A 16,150-nucleotide genomic window follows, 5' to 3' on the forward strand; every position below is an offset into this window, starting at 1 on the left:
TACTATTTTGTTATGGACATCATGTAAACTGAACGCCCGTTTTTATTTGGTTGTTTTACCCTTTTTTCTTTTACAAAACCTTCTTTAACATATAGTCTAATAGCTCTTTCGTTATCCGTGTAAACATCCAGCCATACTTTGTTGGCTTTGTATTGTTTAAAGCAAATTTCCTTTATTAATTTAACAATCGGTTTACCGTAACCTAAACCTCTTTTTAGCAATGCTATTCTTCTAAATTCAATAACACGATTTTTATTCAATATACCTGCAAGTATCACATAGCCAATAAGGGCGTTGTCAGATTTATTAAAAACAGAGAGGTGTTTTTCATTCTGATTGGTTGTCACTTTTTTATGTTGAGCCAAATTATATTGTCCAACAAATTGTACGTACTTTTTTTCTATTTCGATAATCTGAGGAAGATCTTGGGCCTTTGTTTCTAATAATTGAATAGATTCATTTTCTATCATTAAATTAGTATTTATAGACTAAATTTAAAATACTATTTTGTCAATCAACGTTAATTCCTCTTCAGAAAAACTTAAATTATCTACAGCTTTTATGTTTTCTTTTAATTGACCAGGAGAACTGGCTCCTATTAAAACAGAAGCCACTTGCGGCTGTCTTAAAATCCAGGCAATGGCCATCTGCGATAATTTTTGTCCACGTTCCTGAGCAATAGCATTTAAATGTTGAATTTTTTCAATATTGCTATTCACGGTATCTACATTTAAATAGGTGAGGTCTTTTGCAGCTCTGGAACCTTCTGGAATTCCCTTTAAATACTTTTCGGTTAGCATGCCTTGTGCCAGTGGTGAAAAAGCAATACAGCCTACACCGTTTTGTTCCAAAGTATTTAAAAGCCCTTTTTCAACCCAACGGTCGAACATAGAATAACGTGCTTGGTGTAAAATAAAAGGTACATTCAAGTTTTTAAGAATTTTAGCAGCTTTTTGGGTTTCTTCGGGTTGATAATTAGAAATTCCTACATAGAGTGCTTTTCCCTGGCGTACAATATCTGCCAATGCTCCCATAGTTTCCTCTAACGGTGTTTCTGGGTCTGGTCTATGGTGATAAAAAACATCAACATAATCTAAGCCCATACGTTTTAAGCTTTGATCTAGGCTTGAAATTAAATACTTTCTCGACCCCCAATTGCCATACGGTCCAGGCCACATATCGTAACCAGCCTTGGTAGCAATAAATAATTCGTCTCTATATGGCTTAAAGTCTTTTCTCAAAATCGTTCCAAAATTTTCTTCGGCAGATCCATACGGAGGGCCATAGTTATTGGCTAGGTCTAAATGTGTAATACCTAAATCGAATGCACATCTAATAATGTCTCTGCCATTTTGTATATTATCAACAAAGCCAAAGTTATGCCATAACCCTAATGAGATTGCTGGTAAAAGAACGCCGCTTTTTCCAGACCTTTTATAGGTCATAGCATCATATCTGTTGTTGGAAGCTTGATAGTTTGTTGTTTCAGATTTGTCGTTGATTTGCATATTTAGAGTCGCTAATAATGAGGGTGTAAATGTATAAATTATTCTTGTAAATATCCGATTGAAGATACGAGACTATTTTGTAGTAAGAATCAAGAATTAAGACCTGTTTGTAACTATTTGATAAATTAAAGATTGTGGTAAATGCACTTTCTATAAATCAGAACTATTCAAACCAAGTCAATCAGTATTAAAAGAGAAAAGTCTAACTATAAAATTTTTATAAAAGTTATAGTTAGACTTCAAATTGAATTTGATGATGTTATCGGGAAATAACGGTATCTTCAAATATTAATCTTTTAAAGGCTGTTCAATTTTCTTTTTTAAATGCTTAGCATAAAAGCCCATCATGGCTTTGTAAAGCGCAATACTATTTTCTTCTTTAGCAAAACCATGCCCTTCATCATACTTAACCATATAAGGCACTTCAAAGCCTTTAGCTCGCAAAGCACTTACAATTTGATCAGATTCGTCTATATTAACTCTTGGATCGTTAGCACCCTGAATGACAAAAAGCGGTTTTTTAATTTTATCTATTTGGTATACAGGAGAAACTTCTTCCATAATGGTTTTTTCTTCTGGAATATCCTCATCGTACCATATTTCTTTAATGATTTTTAAATAAGGTTTCCAATAAGGTGGAATTGTTTTCATGAAAGTAAATAAGTTGGATACCCCTACATAATCAACCCCACAGGCATATAAATCTGGCGTTTTTGTCAGTCCGCGCAATACGGCATATCCACCGTGGCTACCACCATAAATAGCCGCATTATCTTTATCTACCCAGCCTTGATCTATGACGTACTGCAGACCATCTTCAACATCGTCCATAGCTTTTCTTCCTATTTCTTTGAATCCTGATTTCAAAAACTCTTTTCCGTAACCTCCAGAAATTCTAAAATTCACTTGTAGTGTAGCATAACCGCGACTGGCAAACAATTGGGCCTCTGGGTTAAAGCGCCAAGAATCTCTTATACCTTGCGGTCCACCGTGAGGGTTTACAATAACAGGTACTTTTTTGCCATCAAGAGCTTCCTTAGGTAACGTAATGTAGCCATGAATAGTTATACCATCTCTACTCTTAAATTTAATGGGGCGCATTTCTGCCATATCTTTTTCAATAAGATTAGGCATGAGGTTATAAAGTAATTTAAATGTATCCTTTTTGGCATCGTATGAATAATAAGTACCATATAATTTATCACTTTGAAGGAAGATCAAATATTTGCTTTCGTCATCGGTAACATCTGGGATTGAATAGTTATATCCAGGAAATTTAGTGATGATTTTATTATGTAGCTTTTTGTAATAATCGCTTACTGGTATAATATGCCTTTTTTCGCCTTCGTAATAAAAATAATCTAATTCATAGTTTCTATGTCTCGATAAACCTAATCCAGAAACATCATAATCGTCATTAGAAAAAAGTTTTTTAATAGTTTTATCTTCTTTGAGGTCGTATAAATAAATTTGAGCCTTATCGCTGTCTAAATTAGATGTGATGTAGGCTTCATGAGGATTGCTGGAGGCATAATTAAACGAAGAGATGTTAAAGTTGTCTTTCCAGCTTAATTGTTTCTTTATTTCATAATTTTCTCCGTCTACGGTATAATATAAGTCAATGTTTACACCATCACGTAGTTTAGAAAAACCACGTAAGTTCCCATCTTTATCAAACACGTAACTATTAATAGGATTAGCGGCATCTTCATTTTTGTATAATTGTTCTAAGACTCCCGTTTCTATATTGATTTTATAAGGTTCGAATATTTGAGGGTTGTTTTGATTCATTGAAATAATCATATGATCTTTATCCTCTTTAAGGCCTTCTAAAATATTCACTTTCACACCTTCAAAAGGGGTTAGTTCTTTAGCGTTGCTACCATCGATATTTACCGCAAACAAATGGTAATCTTCATTACCTCCCTTATCCATGACATAAACGAGTCTGCCTTCATTGGCCCAACCAAAGCCACGAATTAATTCGTCTTTTTCTTCAATAACCCTGGTGATCTCATTAGTTTCAAGATTTTTTACGTACACATGATTCTTTGTGTTTTCATCTTTTTCTCGATATGATAGGTAGGTACCATTTGGTGAAAAACTAAAAGACCTGGCTTTTGGTCTTGCAAAATAATCTTCAACAGCATATTTGTAATTAGTGGGGTTCCAATTGGCTAGTTTTTCTAAATCTTCATCAGAGGTAGGAAGCGCCGTGTTCCCGGGTAGGGTCTTCTTGGTTTTAGACAATACCAAATGAAATTCCTGACCACCTTGATAAAATGTACCAGACAATGTGTTTTCTTTTAATGAAGCCACATATTTGATTCCTGCTTGTTTAAATTTAATGGTCAGGGTATCGTTTACATACAGCGTTTCGTCCATTGGTATGCCTGTAGCACCTTGTGACGGACTATCCATGGTCGATATGTAACCGTCATCCTCACTTTTAATATCAAATAGTAGGGGTATTTCTGTTCCTTGAACAGATAGTTTTCCTTTCCAAGAACCAACAATGTCTTGGGCATTCGTTTGAGCTATTGTACATAAAAAGAATATTAATGCACTGCTTAGTTTTAAAATAGTCGTTTTCATTTGATTGATATGGATTATAGAATTGTTATTTTAAAAACAAATTATCGTATTAATATACTGATATTTAGTTAGAAGAAAAAAAATGAATTTTGTTACAAACTCGTGTGAAAATTTTATTTCAAATGAATAAAGTATCAATTTCTGATCTCAGATAATTTAGTTGCTAACGCATCTTTCATCGCACTATCACTACTATTCAAAGGTAATTGATTTGGATTTAGAAGGTTGGGGTTTTCTAATGGGTTATTATTTAAATTAAATAAAGCTTCAGAGCCATTATCAAAATAAATGTATTTATGTGTGGTATTTCTAATGGTAAAATCTTTATTTTCGGTATAAACATAAGTTCTTTTATTGGCATCAGGGTTAGTGAGTAAACCTTTAAAGCTTTTACTGTCGTTAATTTCTGTTACAGATGCTCCAGCAATATTGGCTATGGTCGCAAATAAATCGGTAGTATTTATAAGAGCGCTTTCGGTTTCATTAATGCGTGTCACATTTTTTCCAGAAATAATCATAGGGACATTAACTCCTCCTTGATATATACTTCCTTTAGCTCTTGTTGATGGATGCTCTTGTACCACTTGATTAGGAGTCCCGTTATCTCCAATAAAGATAATAACTGTATTATCTAGTACTTCCTTTGACATTGAATTGATTAGCCTACCCATTTCGCTATCCAGTGCTTCGAGTGTAGCCATATAATAGGGTAGTGGGTTATTGTCTATACTAGCCTGATCTGATGGCAGTGCCCCTTGAGAGTGTAAATCGTTAGGAGGTAGGTGAAAAGGTGTATGCGGCGCATTGTAAGCCAGCCATAAAAACCAGGGTGTCGTTTGCTCTGCTACCCAATTAATAGCCAAATCGGTAAATTTAGTTGTTGTGTATGTCGTTGATTTGGTAGTAGTGCCATTTGTGGTCAGGTTCCAATTCCAGTACGATGGAACACCACCACCTATAAGACCTGCAAAATGGTTTATCCCCATAATGTTTGGATGGTTCTCATTGTTTGATAGGTGCCATTTACCAATAACGGCATGATTATATAATGTGTTAGTATTAACATCAATATAACTTTGCAAAGAAGTTTCAGAGGTAGACAATATATCACTTGCATCAAGAACACCTGTTCTAAATCCATATTTTCCTGTTAAAATAGTAGCTCTTGTTGGAGAGCAGGTTGGATTGGACCATAGGTTTGTAAATTTTATTCCCGAATTCATCAAACTTTGTAAATGAGGCATGTTAGGTTTCACACTCCCTATATTATAGCCTGGAGTGGCATCGAGACCCATATCGTCTGCAATGATAAGGAGAATATTTGGCGTTGTATTTTGAGGAGTTTCTTGGGTTTCTTCATTATTATCAACGACTTCTATAGAGTTGCTACAGGAAAAAAACACCAATAAAAATGAGTAAATAAACATATAGCGAATCATAAATATTAAGTTTTTAGTTCTTGGGAATTATACTATTTATTCTTAATTAAGACCCAATAAAAGGAAATAAGTTTAATCTGTTTCTTAACTTATTCATTATCAGTGATGAAAAATAATCATTTGCAATTTTCGTAATAAACATTCTTGATAAACCCTACAAAGGTGTTATTTTTGCACGTCATAAAATTATAGGGATGTCCGTTTCAATAACAGAATTAGAAGAAAGAAAAGCTGGAAAAGACTTGTATAGCTACCAAAAAGGGGCTATCGATAAAATTTTTAAGAGTTTTGATGAATCGCCTCATGATTATCACTTATTATATCAATTACCAACAGGAGGGGGGAAAACAGTTATTTTTTCTGAAATTGTTAGGCAATATCTTAAAACCCATAAAAAGAAAGTACTGGTAATGACCCACCGTATCGAATTGTGTAGGCAGACATCTAACGTCCTTACAGAGTTTGGAGTAAACAATAAAGTGGTTGATAGTAAAGCCGATTTAAGTGATCAAGCCGAATATAGCTGTTTTGTAGCTATGGTTGAAACCTTAAATAATAGATTGCAAGATGACAAATTGGATATTTCGGATATTGGATTGGTAATTATTGATGAAGCCCATTATAATTCTTTTACCAAGCTTTTTAAATTTTTTAGCCAGTCGTTTATCTTAGGAGTTACAGCAACACCTTTAAGTTCTAGTATAGAATTGCCAATGACCGATAATTACGATGAGTTAATTGTTGGGGAAAGCATAGAGTCTTTGATAGAAAACGGATTTTTAGCCCGTGCTGAAATGTTTTCTTACAATGTAGGCTTAACATCTTTGGTAGTTGGTGCCAATGGAGATTATACGGTAAAATCTTCTGAGGACTTATATACTGATAATGACATGCTTAGTAAGCTGTTACAGGCTTATGAAGAACGATCTAAAGGTAAAAAAACATTGATTTTCAATAATGGAATTAATACCTCGCTGCATGTTTACGATACTTTTAGAAGGGCAGGATATCCTATTGCTCATTTAGATAATACAAACACTAAAAAAGAACGTGCACTTATCTTGCAATGGTTTAAAAAGACGCCAGATGCCATTTTAACTTCGGTAAGTATTTTAACTACAGGGTTTGACGAACCAACGGTTGAGAGCATCATTTTAAACAGAGCAACCAAATCATTGACACTTTACTATCAAATGATAGGTCGTGGTTCTCGTATTTTAAAAGATAAGAATTCATTTAGTGTCATTGACTTAGGAAATAATTTTCATCGATTTGGCCCTTGGGGAGACAATTTAGACTGGCAACGTATTTTTAAATCGCCAAATTACTATTTAGATGCTATTTTAAGTGATGAAGAACTAGAAAGTAATTTTAGATATGAAATGCCAGACGAATTGCGTAAGGAGTTCTCTAAGTCTAAAGAAGTTTATTTCGATATACAAAGAACCTACATCGAATCCATTAGAAGTGGTGAATCCTCAAAAGTTGTTTTAGAGCGCTCCATAGAACAACATGCAAAAATCTGTATTGAAAACAGTGAAGATGTCTATGATGCCTTAGGATTGGCAAAAATGTTGGGTGATGATATTGATTTTAGAATACAACGCTATACTAAGTGTATAAGTAAGAGTACTTATAATTTTGTAGAATGGTTAAAAGGTGATTACAGAAAAAAGCTAAATGCTTATTTACGTTCAAATTTTGATACCGTTTTTGAAGCTATTCATGGATATCCGCCAGAAGATTAGAGTGTTTTTATATTATTTAACTTCCAAATTATTATAACATCCTTAAAATAAGGCGTATCTTTGTTTGCAACTATTCACATTAAACAAGCGCAGTATTATAAACTATGGCAAAATCTCAAGTTACTTTTAACAAAATTGAAAAAGAAAAAAAACGATTAAAGAAAAGAGAAGAAAAACAAAAAAGAAAGGAAGCTCGCAGAGCTGAAGCTAAGGAAAACCCTCAAGGTATCCAATTTGCTTATGTAGATTTTAATGGCAACCTAACAGACACGCCTCCAGATCCAGCATTACGTGAGAAAATTGAAGCTGAGAGTATTGAGTTGGGAATTCCTAAGAAAGAAGACCGAGAGGAAGAAGAACCAGCAAACAAAGAAGGCAAGGTTTCATTCTTCGATCATTCTAAAGGTTTTGGTTTTATAATCGATAGCGTAAATCAGGAAAAATACTTCGTACATGTTAGTGGGGTACTTGAACCTATTGAAGAAAACGACAAAGTAACTTACGAGTTAGAACGCGGTCAAAAGGGTATGAACGCGGTTCGAGTAAAAAAGATTTAATACATCTTTTTAAACTTTTTATAATTGTAGTATGGTCTCCTCTATTATTTCGATATTACAAACATAAATGAGTATATCGCGAAAAACGATTCTTATTATATCAGCATTCTTTGCTATTTATGTTATTTGGGGATCAACCTACCTTCTCAATAAAATAGCAGTAACGGAAATACCACCATTTTTTGTGGCTGCTATTCGTTTTCTCATTGCTGGCGCTATTATATTTGTGATAGCTAAGTTTATGAAACTTAGATTGTCAATTAGCAAAAAGCAATTTATTAATTGTACTATAGCAGGTTTTTTATTTCTAGTATATGGTAATGGTGTTTTTATTTGGGCCTTAAAATATTTAGATAGTGGTTTTGCTGCTCTTGAAGCTTCTACCCAACCACTTTTTGTATTATTATTAATGCGGCTTATAGATGGCAAAAAGATGCAATTAAAATCTTTAATAGGCGTGGCGTTAGGGCTTATTGGAATGTATCTTTTAGTAAGCCAGAAAGAACTAATTACCAATGATGAGACGTTACTTGGCATGTTCATGGCGTTTACCTGTGTTTTATCTTGGAGTTATGCTAGTGTATTTGTTGCCAAGGCAGATTTACCCTCAAATTTTTTTGTTAGTACAGCCTATCAAATGAGTATTGCAGGTGTGCTTTTAATATTGATAAGCTTGCTTTTAAATGAAAATTGGGTGTCACCCACTAATTGGAGCCAAAATGCACAAGGGGCTTTAATTCTTTTAATTGTATTTGGAGGTGTAATCGCTTTTACGGCATTTAATTATTTACTTAAAATGGTTTCTACAGAGAAAGCTTCTACATCTGCTTATGTAAATCCTATTGTAGCTATCATACTGGGTTGGTATGTTCTAGATGAAGTTATCACAACTCGAACCATCGTAGCTGCATGCATTCTTTTAACAGGCGTTTTTTTTATTACATCCCGCAAAAGGATAAAAACCAAAACCATTGGAAGTTAAGCGTGCTATAAAATTTATGCTTATTAGTACATTGGCATTTGCATGTATGAATGCTACTGTGAAACATTTATTGCATATTAATGCTTATCAAATTGTGTTTTTTAGATCGATAAGTTCTCTCGTTTTTACATTTACTTTTCTACTTAAAAATAAAATCCCATTTGTAGGAAATAAAAAAAGGCTTTTGGTTATAAGGGGATTTGTTGGAGTTACCTCGATGACTTTCTTTTTTATGTCTACCAAATATTTACCTATAGGGACTGCCGTTTCATTACGATATATGGCTCCCATTTTTGCAGCTATTTTTGCTATTTTCCTGTTGCGAGAAAAGATTAAGTTATGGCAATGGTTCTTTTTTGCAATGGCATTTGCAGGTGTTTTGATTTTAAAGGGTTTTGATGCCGAGCTAAATGGTTATGGCTTATTATTAGCTTTTATCTCTGCCATTTTTAGTGGATTGGTTTATATAACCATTAGTAAGATCGGTAAAGATGACCATCCAGTAGTCATTGTTAATTATTTCATGATTATTTCAACGATAGTAGGCGGGGTGTTGTCTATAAATAACTGGATAACTCCAAAGAGTATTGAATGGTTGCTATTATTTGGATTGGGAGTTTTTGGGTATTTTGGACAGTTATTTATGACAAAAGCTTTTCAAATAGCTAAGACAAACCAAGTGGCTCCGCTTAAATATTTGGAAGTAATTTATACTGTTTTGCTTGGTGTTTTCATTTTTAGTGAAGTTTATACCTTTTGGAGTTTATTAGGTATTGCACTAATTATTGGAGGGTTAGTTTTGAATATCTTGTATAAGGGAAAACAAAAATAACCCGTTGCACATTTTGAAATCTATAAACCAAAAAACGTGTCGGTTCTTAAAGCATTAACCCAAAATTTGTTAAGAGCTAGAACCTACCAGCCAAAAACCATATTAATAGATTTCACTTTTAATGAACAACGGGTAAAATAATATGTTTTATTTGACTTTAATAACCTTAGAATCGGCTTTTAAGTTTTCACGGATAATCATCGCATTACCTTTGTAACGTAATGTGCAGTCTGCTATGGCATCGATATCTATGGTTTTTGTTACCGTTACGCTGGCTTGACAATCTGACGACATTTTCATTTTTAGATCTTCAATTTTTAGATCGTAACCCGAAAGTTTTGTATCTGCTGAAAGATTTGCATTTAAAGTATTTACAGAGCCCAATAAATCTACATGAGCATCAGCAGCAGCTGTAAGCTCCAAGTAATCAACATCAACTCTACCAGTAAAAAAACTATCGGCAGTTACTTTTATTTTCGCATGATCTTCGGCTAAAGTGTTTTCTAAATAAATTTGAGAATCATCAACCGCAGTAAAGCTTTTAATAGATTTTGTAGTAATGTAGACATTTAATGTTCGTTTACCTTTAATTTTTAGATTGTTTTTAAGGCGTATCAGGAGCTCATTGTTTTTTTTAGTAGCGATAATATGGTCATGCAAATTATCATTTGCTTCTATTTTAATGGATTCTTCTGTATCAGAAAATGTGATATAAGCTATAAAATCGTTAGATACTTCTACAGAAGAGTAATTGGTAATATCTACATCCCTAGATGTTACGCGTTCTTTTGCCTTTGTAAGGAGGTCATCACTACATGATGATAAAATAAGGCTTAATAGCACTAATGCTAAATATGATCTGTTCGTTTTCATTGTGATTGATTGATTGATTGATTGATTGATTGATTGATTGATGCTGAATTGATACTACTGGTTCATATTTTTATTAAGTTCTATTACAGGAATCCATTGAAAATTAATAGGATACCATTCATTAATCTCATGGTCAATTTTTAGATATACTTTGTTGTTTTTAGTATGCACATATTGTGAATTCATGCCATTTGTTTTTTTCTTATTCATCATCTATATTTTTTTTATAACGGTTTCTTCCCATGTTGAATACGCCTATTTTAATGCCAAAACCTCCAGAAAAACCATTTATTCTCTTTAATGAGTATTCAGGTTGCAAACTTACTCTACTGGATAATCTGTATTTTACTCCAGCTTCTAATTGTATGTATCTATTTATATTATAAAGTACATTTACACCGGGTTCAGCAACAAAAACATGCTTCCAGTCATTATCATCTATAACAGGGTCTTCAACATCATCATCAATTAGTGCTACACCACCACCACCAATAAGTAAGGGAAATGATAGGTTGATTTTAGATTTACTAAACAATATAGGTTCTATATGCAAGCCACCATAAACACTTGCCAAATCTCTATTGTTATTGTCTAGGCCAAGCCTATTTATATCCGAATATAGCCCTGCCAGAATAAGGCCAATTTCGAATTGTTGATTGGCAACATAAGCCACTTTAAAGCTAGATGTATAGGTTTCAGCTTTATCAATAGTTCCATAACCAAATCCCAAGCCTAAATAAACACCATGCACTGTGTTTTTACGATCGTTAAATTCAATATAATCTTCTTCCTGGGCATTTAGGTTGTTTTGTAAGTTATGAAGTATTAGCAATAAAAGGAAAGCACTGATGCGTTTCATGGTTATTAATTTAGGTTTATATTTATAGACATTGCAGTTTGCGATTGGTTGCATCTCAAAATGTTTTTTTTTAATTTTTTTTCAATCAGTAATTTTATTCGTTTAAGACAATAACGCCTTTTTTCCCTTTAAAAGAGAAAATACCAGAAGTGGATTTTCCGTAAGCACCACTTATCTCTCGTATTCTTTTACTTTTGTCTATCATTTTGTTTTCTATATTATAAAATGTTTTTGGGAGCCTCAGCAAACCTTGTTCCAAGGTCGCATTGAACATAAAAGACAAATCGGTAATGCTAATATTAATATCTGATGATTCTTGATTTATGGAAACAAAAGCATCGGGTTTGTTAATTTTAGCAATGCGTAGTTCGGCTACTTTCATTTTAAGGTTAATTTTTTCTTCCACTGTTTCTATTTCAGCATTAGAAAAATTTAGCTCACCTTGAATTTTTTCAGTCTTTTGGATAAATATTTCATCTTTGCTTGAAATAATTTCTAAGTCTTTAACATGATCAATTTCAATTTTTGTCCCGCTGGTTTTTAATAGTAACTTATTAGATGATTGGATGTCTAAGGCGCCATTTTTTAAACTAACGGTTCCATATGCAATAGATTGACTTCTTAGTTTACCAAACTTCATGGCTATTCTGGCATTACTAATAGCTTCGTTAATCCACAAATCCCCATGTTCTATATTCGCTTTTAAGCGTCCTGTCCAATTATCAATGATGATATCACCAAACTTATTTGTGATATTAATTTCGGCATTAGTTGGTAAATAAATAGTATAGTTTATTTCAACATTGCTTTTATCAAATTCAAAAGGGTTTACTTTATTAAAATATTTAGAAAAAAGGCTGGTATTCTTTTCTAAAATTTCCGAGGTAATGCTAACATAGTCGTCTACTGCTTTAATATTGGCAACAATACGGTTTAAAAGATTTCTTGCATTTTCTTTTTTCTTATTGGTTACTTTAACATTTATTTTTATGGAAATATCATTTTCCTCCCAACCGTTAATAGTTACGTTGCCATATTTATTATCTAATTGTAGTTCCCCAGCATTGGTCATTTCGTATATTTCTTCAATAGTTTTTGTTAAAACTTCTTGCGAATACATCGAAAAGCTTAGTAGTAATAAAACGATTGGAATTATTTTTTTATAAAGTATATACATCATCATTGTCCAATTTTTTAGAACTATTAATTTGTTCTAATAAGTTCTCTATTAATTCAATTCTCTTTTTGTAATTAATTACAATGGCTTCTAAAATTCGTTCGCTATCTACATTTTTTTGAAGCTCAATTTTCAATAATCCATATTCAATATCTAATTCGTCCATAAAGGATAAAAACTCTTTTTTCTCTTCAGATGATAATTGTGTGCTTTTATTTACCAGTTTTACTTGATAAGCGACTAAACCTTTATAATGGGAATCAATATCGTTTAGCTCTTGTAAAGCTGCATAGTTTTGAGTGTTTTTATTTGCTTGACCAACTATAAATATATTAATTAGCGAAAACAAACCTAAGGCTACAACTACAGTGGCAGCAACTTTTAAGATAGGATGGCTCCATAATTTAATGGTCTTAGTTTTAGATTCCGGTTTATTTAATCCAGATTCAATATTTGCCCAAAGTTTACTTTTGTCTGCTTTATGTACGTCAAAAAGTGCTTTGTTGTCTTTTATATATTTTTCGAAATTATCCATTTATAATGTCTTTACAATTTCAATTAATTTTTTCTTTGCCCTGTGATACTGCGATTTAGAAGTGGAGGGGCTAATCTCTAATATTTCTGAAATCTCTATATGGTCATAACCTTCAATTAAATATAGGTTTATTATTTGCTGATAACCAGGAGGTAATAACCTGATGCCTTTAACTATATTTTTGATATCAATTTCTGGAGATACATCTTCTGTGTCTTCCTTTATATGATACATTTGATTTTCTATTGGTACCACCGGGATTTTTTTCTTTTTTAATTGGTTGATACTTTTATTAATGACAATACGTTTTAACCAGGAACCAAAAGTACTTTCATACCTAAAAGATGATAAATTATTAAATGCTTCAATAAAACTGTCTTGAACAACATCCTCGGCATCTTCTTTAATATGCATCATACGCATACTAATATTATACATAGCGTCGACATATAGCTCATACAATTTGTACTGCGCATTTCTGTCTCCCAACTTGCTTTTTTCAACAAGTGATTTATGAGTGTATAATATATTGGTCTCCAATTATTTTGCTAGCTCTAATTTGCTTTAAAAATAGTTTTATTTTTTAAGCTACTATTATAGACAACAAAATAAATAGAGGGTTGCATTTAATGTTAAAATATTTTTATGAAGCACGGTTCAGCTAGGTAGTATTTAATAAAAATGTAGTTGTAATTTTGTATAAATATGTATTTGGCTAGCTATTGGCTTATTCGTATTTTGCGCATTTTTGATACAAAATATCTAACTATATTAATTTAATTTGATGAAGGTACCTGGAAAGATTAACAATTTTAGGCGTAAGATAATGAAAGGGCTTACTAAAAATATAGGCAACTCATATGCCATTCCCAAGAGAGCTTCAAATAATAAGATTGAAATAAAAAATATACTTATTTCAAGACCTAATCACAGATTGGGGAATCAATTATTGTTAACACCTTTGGTACAAGAAGTTATTAATACCTTTCCTAATTGTAAAATAGATTTGTTTGTTAAAGGTGGCGTGGCTCATCCTGTTTTTGAAAATTACGAACAAATTGACAAAATTATTCAATTACCTAAAAAACCATTTAACCATTTGTTCAAATATGGGTGGTGTTGGTTAAAACTAAAAAAGAAACGTTATGATTTAGTAATTAATGGCGATAAAAATTCGTCATCGGGTAGATTGTCAACTCAATTTGCAAAAGCGACTTACAAGGTTTTTGGCGATATTGATGAAGCCATTGAGGCTGATTACAAAGATTATGAACATATTTCAAAATATCCAATTTATAATTTAAGGCATTTTTTAGAGAAGTTAGGATTTCCTAAAAATCATAATGAACTCCCTGTTTTAAATATTAAACTTAGCGAGGAAGAGTTATCCAATGGAAAGAAAATATTAGATGCTATTGTTAAAAATGATAAAAAGACTATTTGTATCTATACGAATGCTACCGGAGCAAAATGTTATTCTGAAGACTGGTGGGAAACTGTTTACGGACGTTTAGAGAAAGTCTATCCTGATTACAATGTTATAGAAATGTTACCTATTGAGAATATTTCAAAAATTTCGTTTAAAGCACCAAATTTTTACAGTAAAGATATTCGCGAAATGGCAGCTATTATTAAAAACACTTCGGTGTTTATTGCGGCAGATAACGGTGTTATGCACTTGGCTAGTGCTTCTTTAACACCAACAGTTGGTTTCTTTTCGGTAACAAATATGAATATATACCAACCTTATGGTAATGGTAGTGTGGCTTTAAACACTAATGAGACTACTATTGATGACTGGTTTGTTGAAATAGATAGAATACTGGATTAAAACGATATAGATTTAAAATACATACTCAAGAATTAGTTTTTGACCAACTCGTATTGGCGTGGTTCTTCTAATATAGTTAGACTTACATATAGAAGCTATAGATACATTGTTTCTTGATGAAATTCCAGATAGTGTATCACCACGTTTAACAATATAAACCTTTTTTTGTTTTTCTAAACTAGCTATAGCCTCTTCTTTGGTTTTTAAAACAGTCAATTTTGTTTGCCTTTTAGAATTATGAAGTCCAGGCTGTACCCAGTTTTTGGTTACCCAAATATTTTTAGAACGTATAGCGTTCTGTTCGCTAAAATCGAACAAATACTCTGGGTTTATAGACACACCTTTGTAATTAATAACCAAGTGCAAATGGCTTCCTCGGGCATTACCAGAACGACCTCCATATCCTAAAAGCTCACCTTTTTCCACAATATCATTGGCCTTCACTGCGTATTTAGATAAATGCGCATAAACGGTTTCTAGACCATTAGGATGCCTTACAATCACTGTTTTTCCATGTCCTCTGCTGTAATGGGCAAAACGTACAACGCCATCAAACATAGAAACAACACTATCACCAGTAACAAGGTCAAGGTCTATACCCCTGTGAGGCCGCCCTCTTCGCCAACCATAACGAGATGTAACCACTTTTTTAAAACTAATAGGCGAGGTATACGTACTATCGTCGAATTTAATTTCCACAGGAAAATTAATCTTCGCATTTTTATACGGATTGTAGGTTGTAGTATCCCAGTGTTTTTTTGTTAAGCTTAATAAATCGATATTAATATTAGTTTGATCACTACTTGGATTTTCAACGTTTATTTTTGTTTTTGCAAACGGAAAATCTGAATAATCAATTAATTCGATGGTATGAGGCTTAACCTGTCCGAAACTAAATACAGATAGGATTAAAAAAGTTAGAGAGACTAGAAATTTCATATAAACATTCGATACTTAAAAAAATAACACACTATTTTTTATTTTTCGCTGGGCGAATTTATATAAAAATATCAGAATACGATGTTAATATACTGTTAGACTTCTTAAGAAAAATTCATAATAAGTCATTAACTATATGTTAAATAACTATTAAACCAGTAAAAAGTATTAGATATGGACAAGGAAATATAAAATATAAATGTGCCAGAAGAAGCAATTTTTATATTATAAAATTTATGTCTTATAGGTTAATATTTAGCTGATCAGTAGGTTTT

General features: G+C 32.5%; 16 protein-coding genes. 5 read left to right on the forward strand and 11 right to left on the reverse strand.

Annotated features, from left to right (window positions below; all coding sequences use genetic code 11):
* Positions 1 to 2 precede the first annotated feature (2 nt).
* From HHX25_RS18695 to HHX25_RS18710, 4 genes are all read right to left on the reverse strand, one after another.
* Positions 3 to 470 carry a GNAT family N-acetyltransferase gene (locus tag HHX25_RS18695; RefSeq protein ID WP_169676615.1) on the reverse strand — a complete coding sequence of 156 codons (468 nt, stop codon included), beginning with the start codon at positions 468 to 470 and terminating at the stop codon, positions 3 to 5.
* Positions 471 to 494: 24 nt separating this feature from the next.
* Positions 495 to 1,508 (reverse strand): L-glyceraldehyde 3-phosphate reductase, encoded by a 1,014-nt coding sequence (gene mgrA, locus HHX25_RS18700; protein ID WP_169676617.1) that lies wholly within the window; start codon positions 1,506 to 1,508, stop codon positions 495 to 497.
* Positions 1,509 to 1,796: 288 nt separating this feature from the next.
* Positions 1,797 to 4,103 carry a S9 family peptidase gene (locus tag HHX25_RS18705; RefSeq protein ID WP_169676619.1) on the reverse strand — a complete coding sequence of 769 codons (2,307 nt, stop codon included), beginning with the start codon at positions 4,101 to 4,103 and terminating at the stop codon, positions 1,797 to 1,799.
* 134 nt (positions 4,104 to 4,237) lie between these two features.
* Complete coding sequence (locus HHX25_RS18710; protein WP_169676621.1) at positions 4,238 to 5,542, reverse strand: sulfatase-like hydrolase/transferase; 1,305 nt, start codon at positions 5,540 to 5,542, stop codon at positions 4,238 to 4,240.
* A 194-nt stretch (positions 5,543 to 5,736) separates the two neighbouring features.
* Here HHX25_RS18710 and HHX25_RS18715 point away from each other — a divergent pair, with 194 nt between their 5' ends.
* The 4 genes from HHX25_RS18715 (at position 5,737) to HHX25_RS18730 (ending at position 9,661) form a co-directional block, all read left to right on the forward strand.
* Positions 5,737 to 7,290, forward strand: coding sequence for a DEAD/DEAH box helicase (locus HHX25_RS18715; RefSeq protein ID WP_169676622.1), 1,554 nt, complete (start codon positions 5,737 to 5,739; stop codon positions 7,288 to 7,290).
* A 104-nt stretch (positions 7,291 to 7,394) separates the two neighbouring features.
* Positions 7,395 to 7,847 (forward strand): cold-shock protein, encoded by a 453-nt coding sequence (locus HHX25_RS18720; protein WP_169676624.1) that lies wholly within the window; start codon positions 7,395 to 7,397, stop codon positions 7,845 to 7,847.
* 67 nt (positions 7,848 to 7,914) lie between these two features.
* The gene (locus HHX25_RS18725; RefSeq protein ID WP_169676626.1) at positions 7,915 to 8,829 is read left to right on the forward strand and encodes an EamA family transporter; all 915 of its coding nucleotides are present in this window, start codon (positions 7,915 to 7,917) and stop codon (positions 8,827 to 8,829) included.
* Positions 8,830 to 8,845: 16 nt separating this feature from the next.
* Positions 8,846 to 9,661 carry a DMT family transporter gene (locus HHX25_RS18730; protein ID WP_240964577.1) on the forward strand — a complete coding sequence of 272 codons (816 nt, stop codon included), beginning with the start codon at positions 8,846 to 8,848 and terminating at the stop codon, positions 9,659 to 9,661.
* A 147-nt stretch (positions 9,662 to 9,808) separates the two neighbouring features.
* On the opposite strand, the gene HHX25_RS18735 is transcribed toward HHX25_RS18730, so the two are convergent.
* The 6 genes from HHX25_RS18735 to HHX25_RS18760 form a co-directional block, all read right to left on the reverse strand.
* A complete protein-coding gene (locus HHX25_RS18735; protein ID WP_169676630.1) occupies positions 9,809 to 10,534 on the reverse strand; it encodes a head GIN domain-containing protein in 726 nt (241 codons plus the stop codon).
* A gap of 54 nt (positions 10,535 to 10,588) precedes the next feature.
* On the reverse strand, positions 10,589 to 10,747 hold the full coding sequence (locus tag HHX25_RS18740) for a hypothetical protein (RefSeq protein ID WP_169676631.1): 159 nt from the start codon (positions 10,745 to 10,747) through the stop codon (positions 10,589 to 10,591).
* On the reverse strand, positions 10,737 to 11,393 hold the full coding sequence (locus HHX25_RS18745; RefSeq protein WP_169676632.1) for a hypothetical protein: 657 nt from the start codon (positions 11,391 to 11,393) through the stop codon (positions 10,737 to 10,739). The genes HHX25_RS18740 and HHX25_RS18745 overlap by 11 nt, the downstream gene beginning before the upstream one ends.
* 94 nt (positions 11,394 to 11,487) lie before the next feature.
* Entirely contained in the window at positions 11,488 to 12,513 is a 1,026-nt protein-coding gene (locus HHX25_RS18750) for a hypothetical protein (protein ID WP_169676633.1), read from the reverse strand.
* Positions 12,514 to 12,553: 40 nt separating this feature from the next.
* Entirely contained in the window at positions 12,554 to 13,105 is a 552-nt protein-coding gene (locus HHX25_RS18755) for a hypothetical protein (RefSeq protein ID WP_169676634.1), read from the reverse strand.
* Positions 13,106 to 13,645, reverse strand: coding sequence for an RNA polymerase sigma factor (locus HHX25_RS18760; RefSeq protein ID WP_205958071.1), 540 nt, complete (start codon positions 13,643 to 13,645; stop codon positions 13,106 to 13,108). It lies immediately after the preceding gene.
* Between the two features lie 286 nt (positions 13,646 to 13,931).
* Between HHX25_RS18760 and HHX25_RS18765 the strand changes: the two genes are divergently transcribed.
* Positions 13,932 to 14,936 carry a glycosyltransferase family 9 protein gene (locus HHX25_RS18765; protein ID WP_240964576.1) on the forward strand — a complete coding sequence of 335 codons (1,005 nt, stop codon included), beginning with the start codon at positions 13,932 to 13,934 and terminating at the stop codon, positions 14,934 to 14,936.
* A gap of 12 nt (positions 14,937 to 14,948) precedes the next feature.
* On the opposite strand, the gene HHX25_RS18770 is transcribed toward HHX25_RS18765, so the two are convergent.
* Positions 14,949 to 15,875, reverse strand: coding sequence for a M23 family metallopeptidase (locus HHX25_RS18770; RefSeq protein WP_169676636.1), 927 nt, complete (start codon positions 15,873 to 15,875; stop codon positions 14,949 to 14,951).
* Between the last annotated feature and the right edge of the window lie 275 nt (positions 15,876 to 16,150).

Origin of the sequence: Flavivirga algicola, from assembly GCF_012910715.1 — a bacterium.
Lineage (GTDB): Bacteria > Bacteroidota > Bacteroidia > Flavobacteriales > Flavobacteriaceae > Flavivirga > Flavivirga algicola.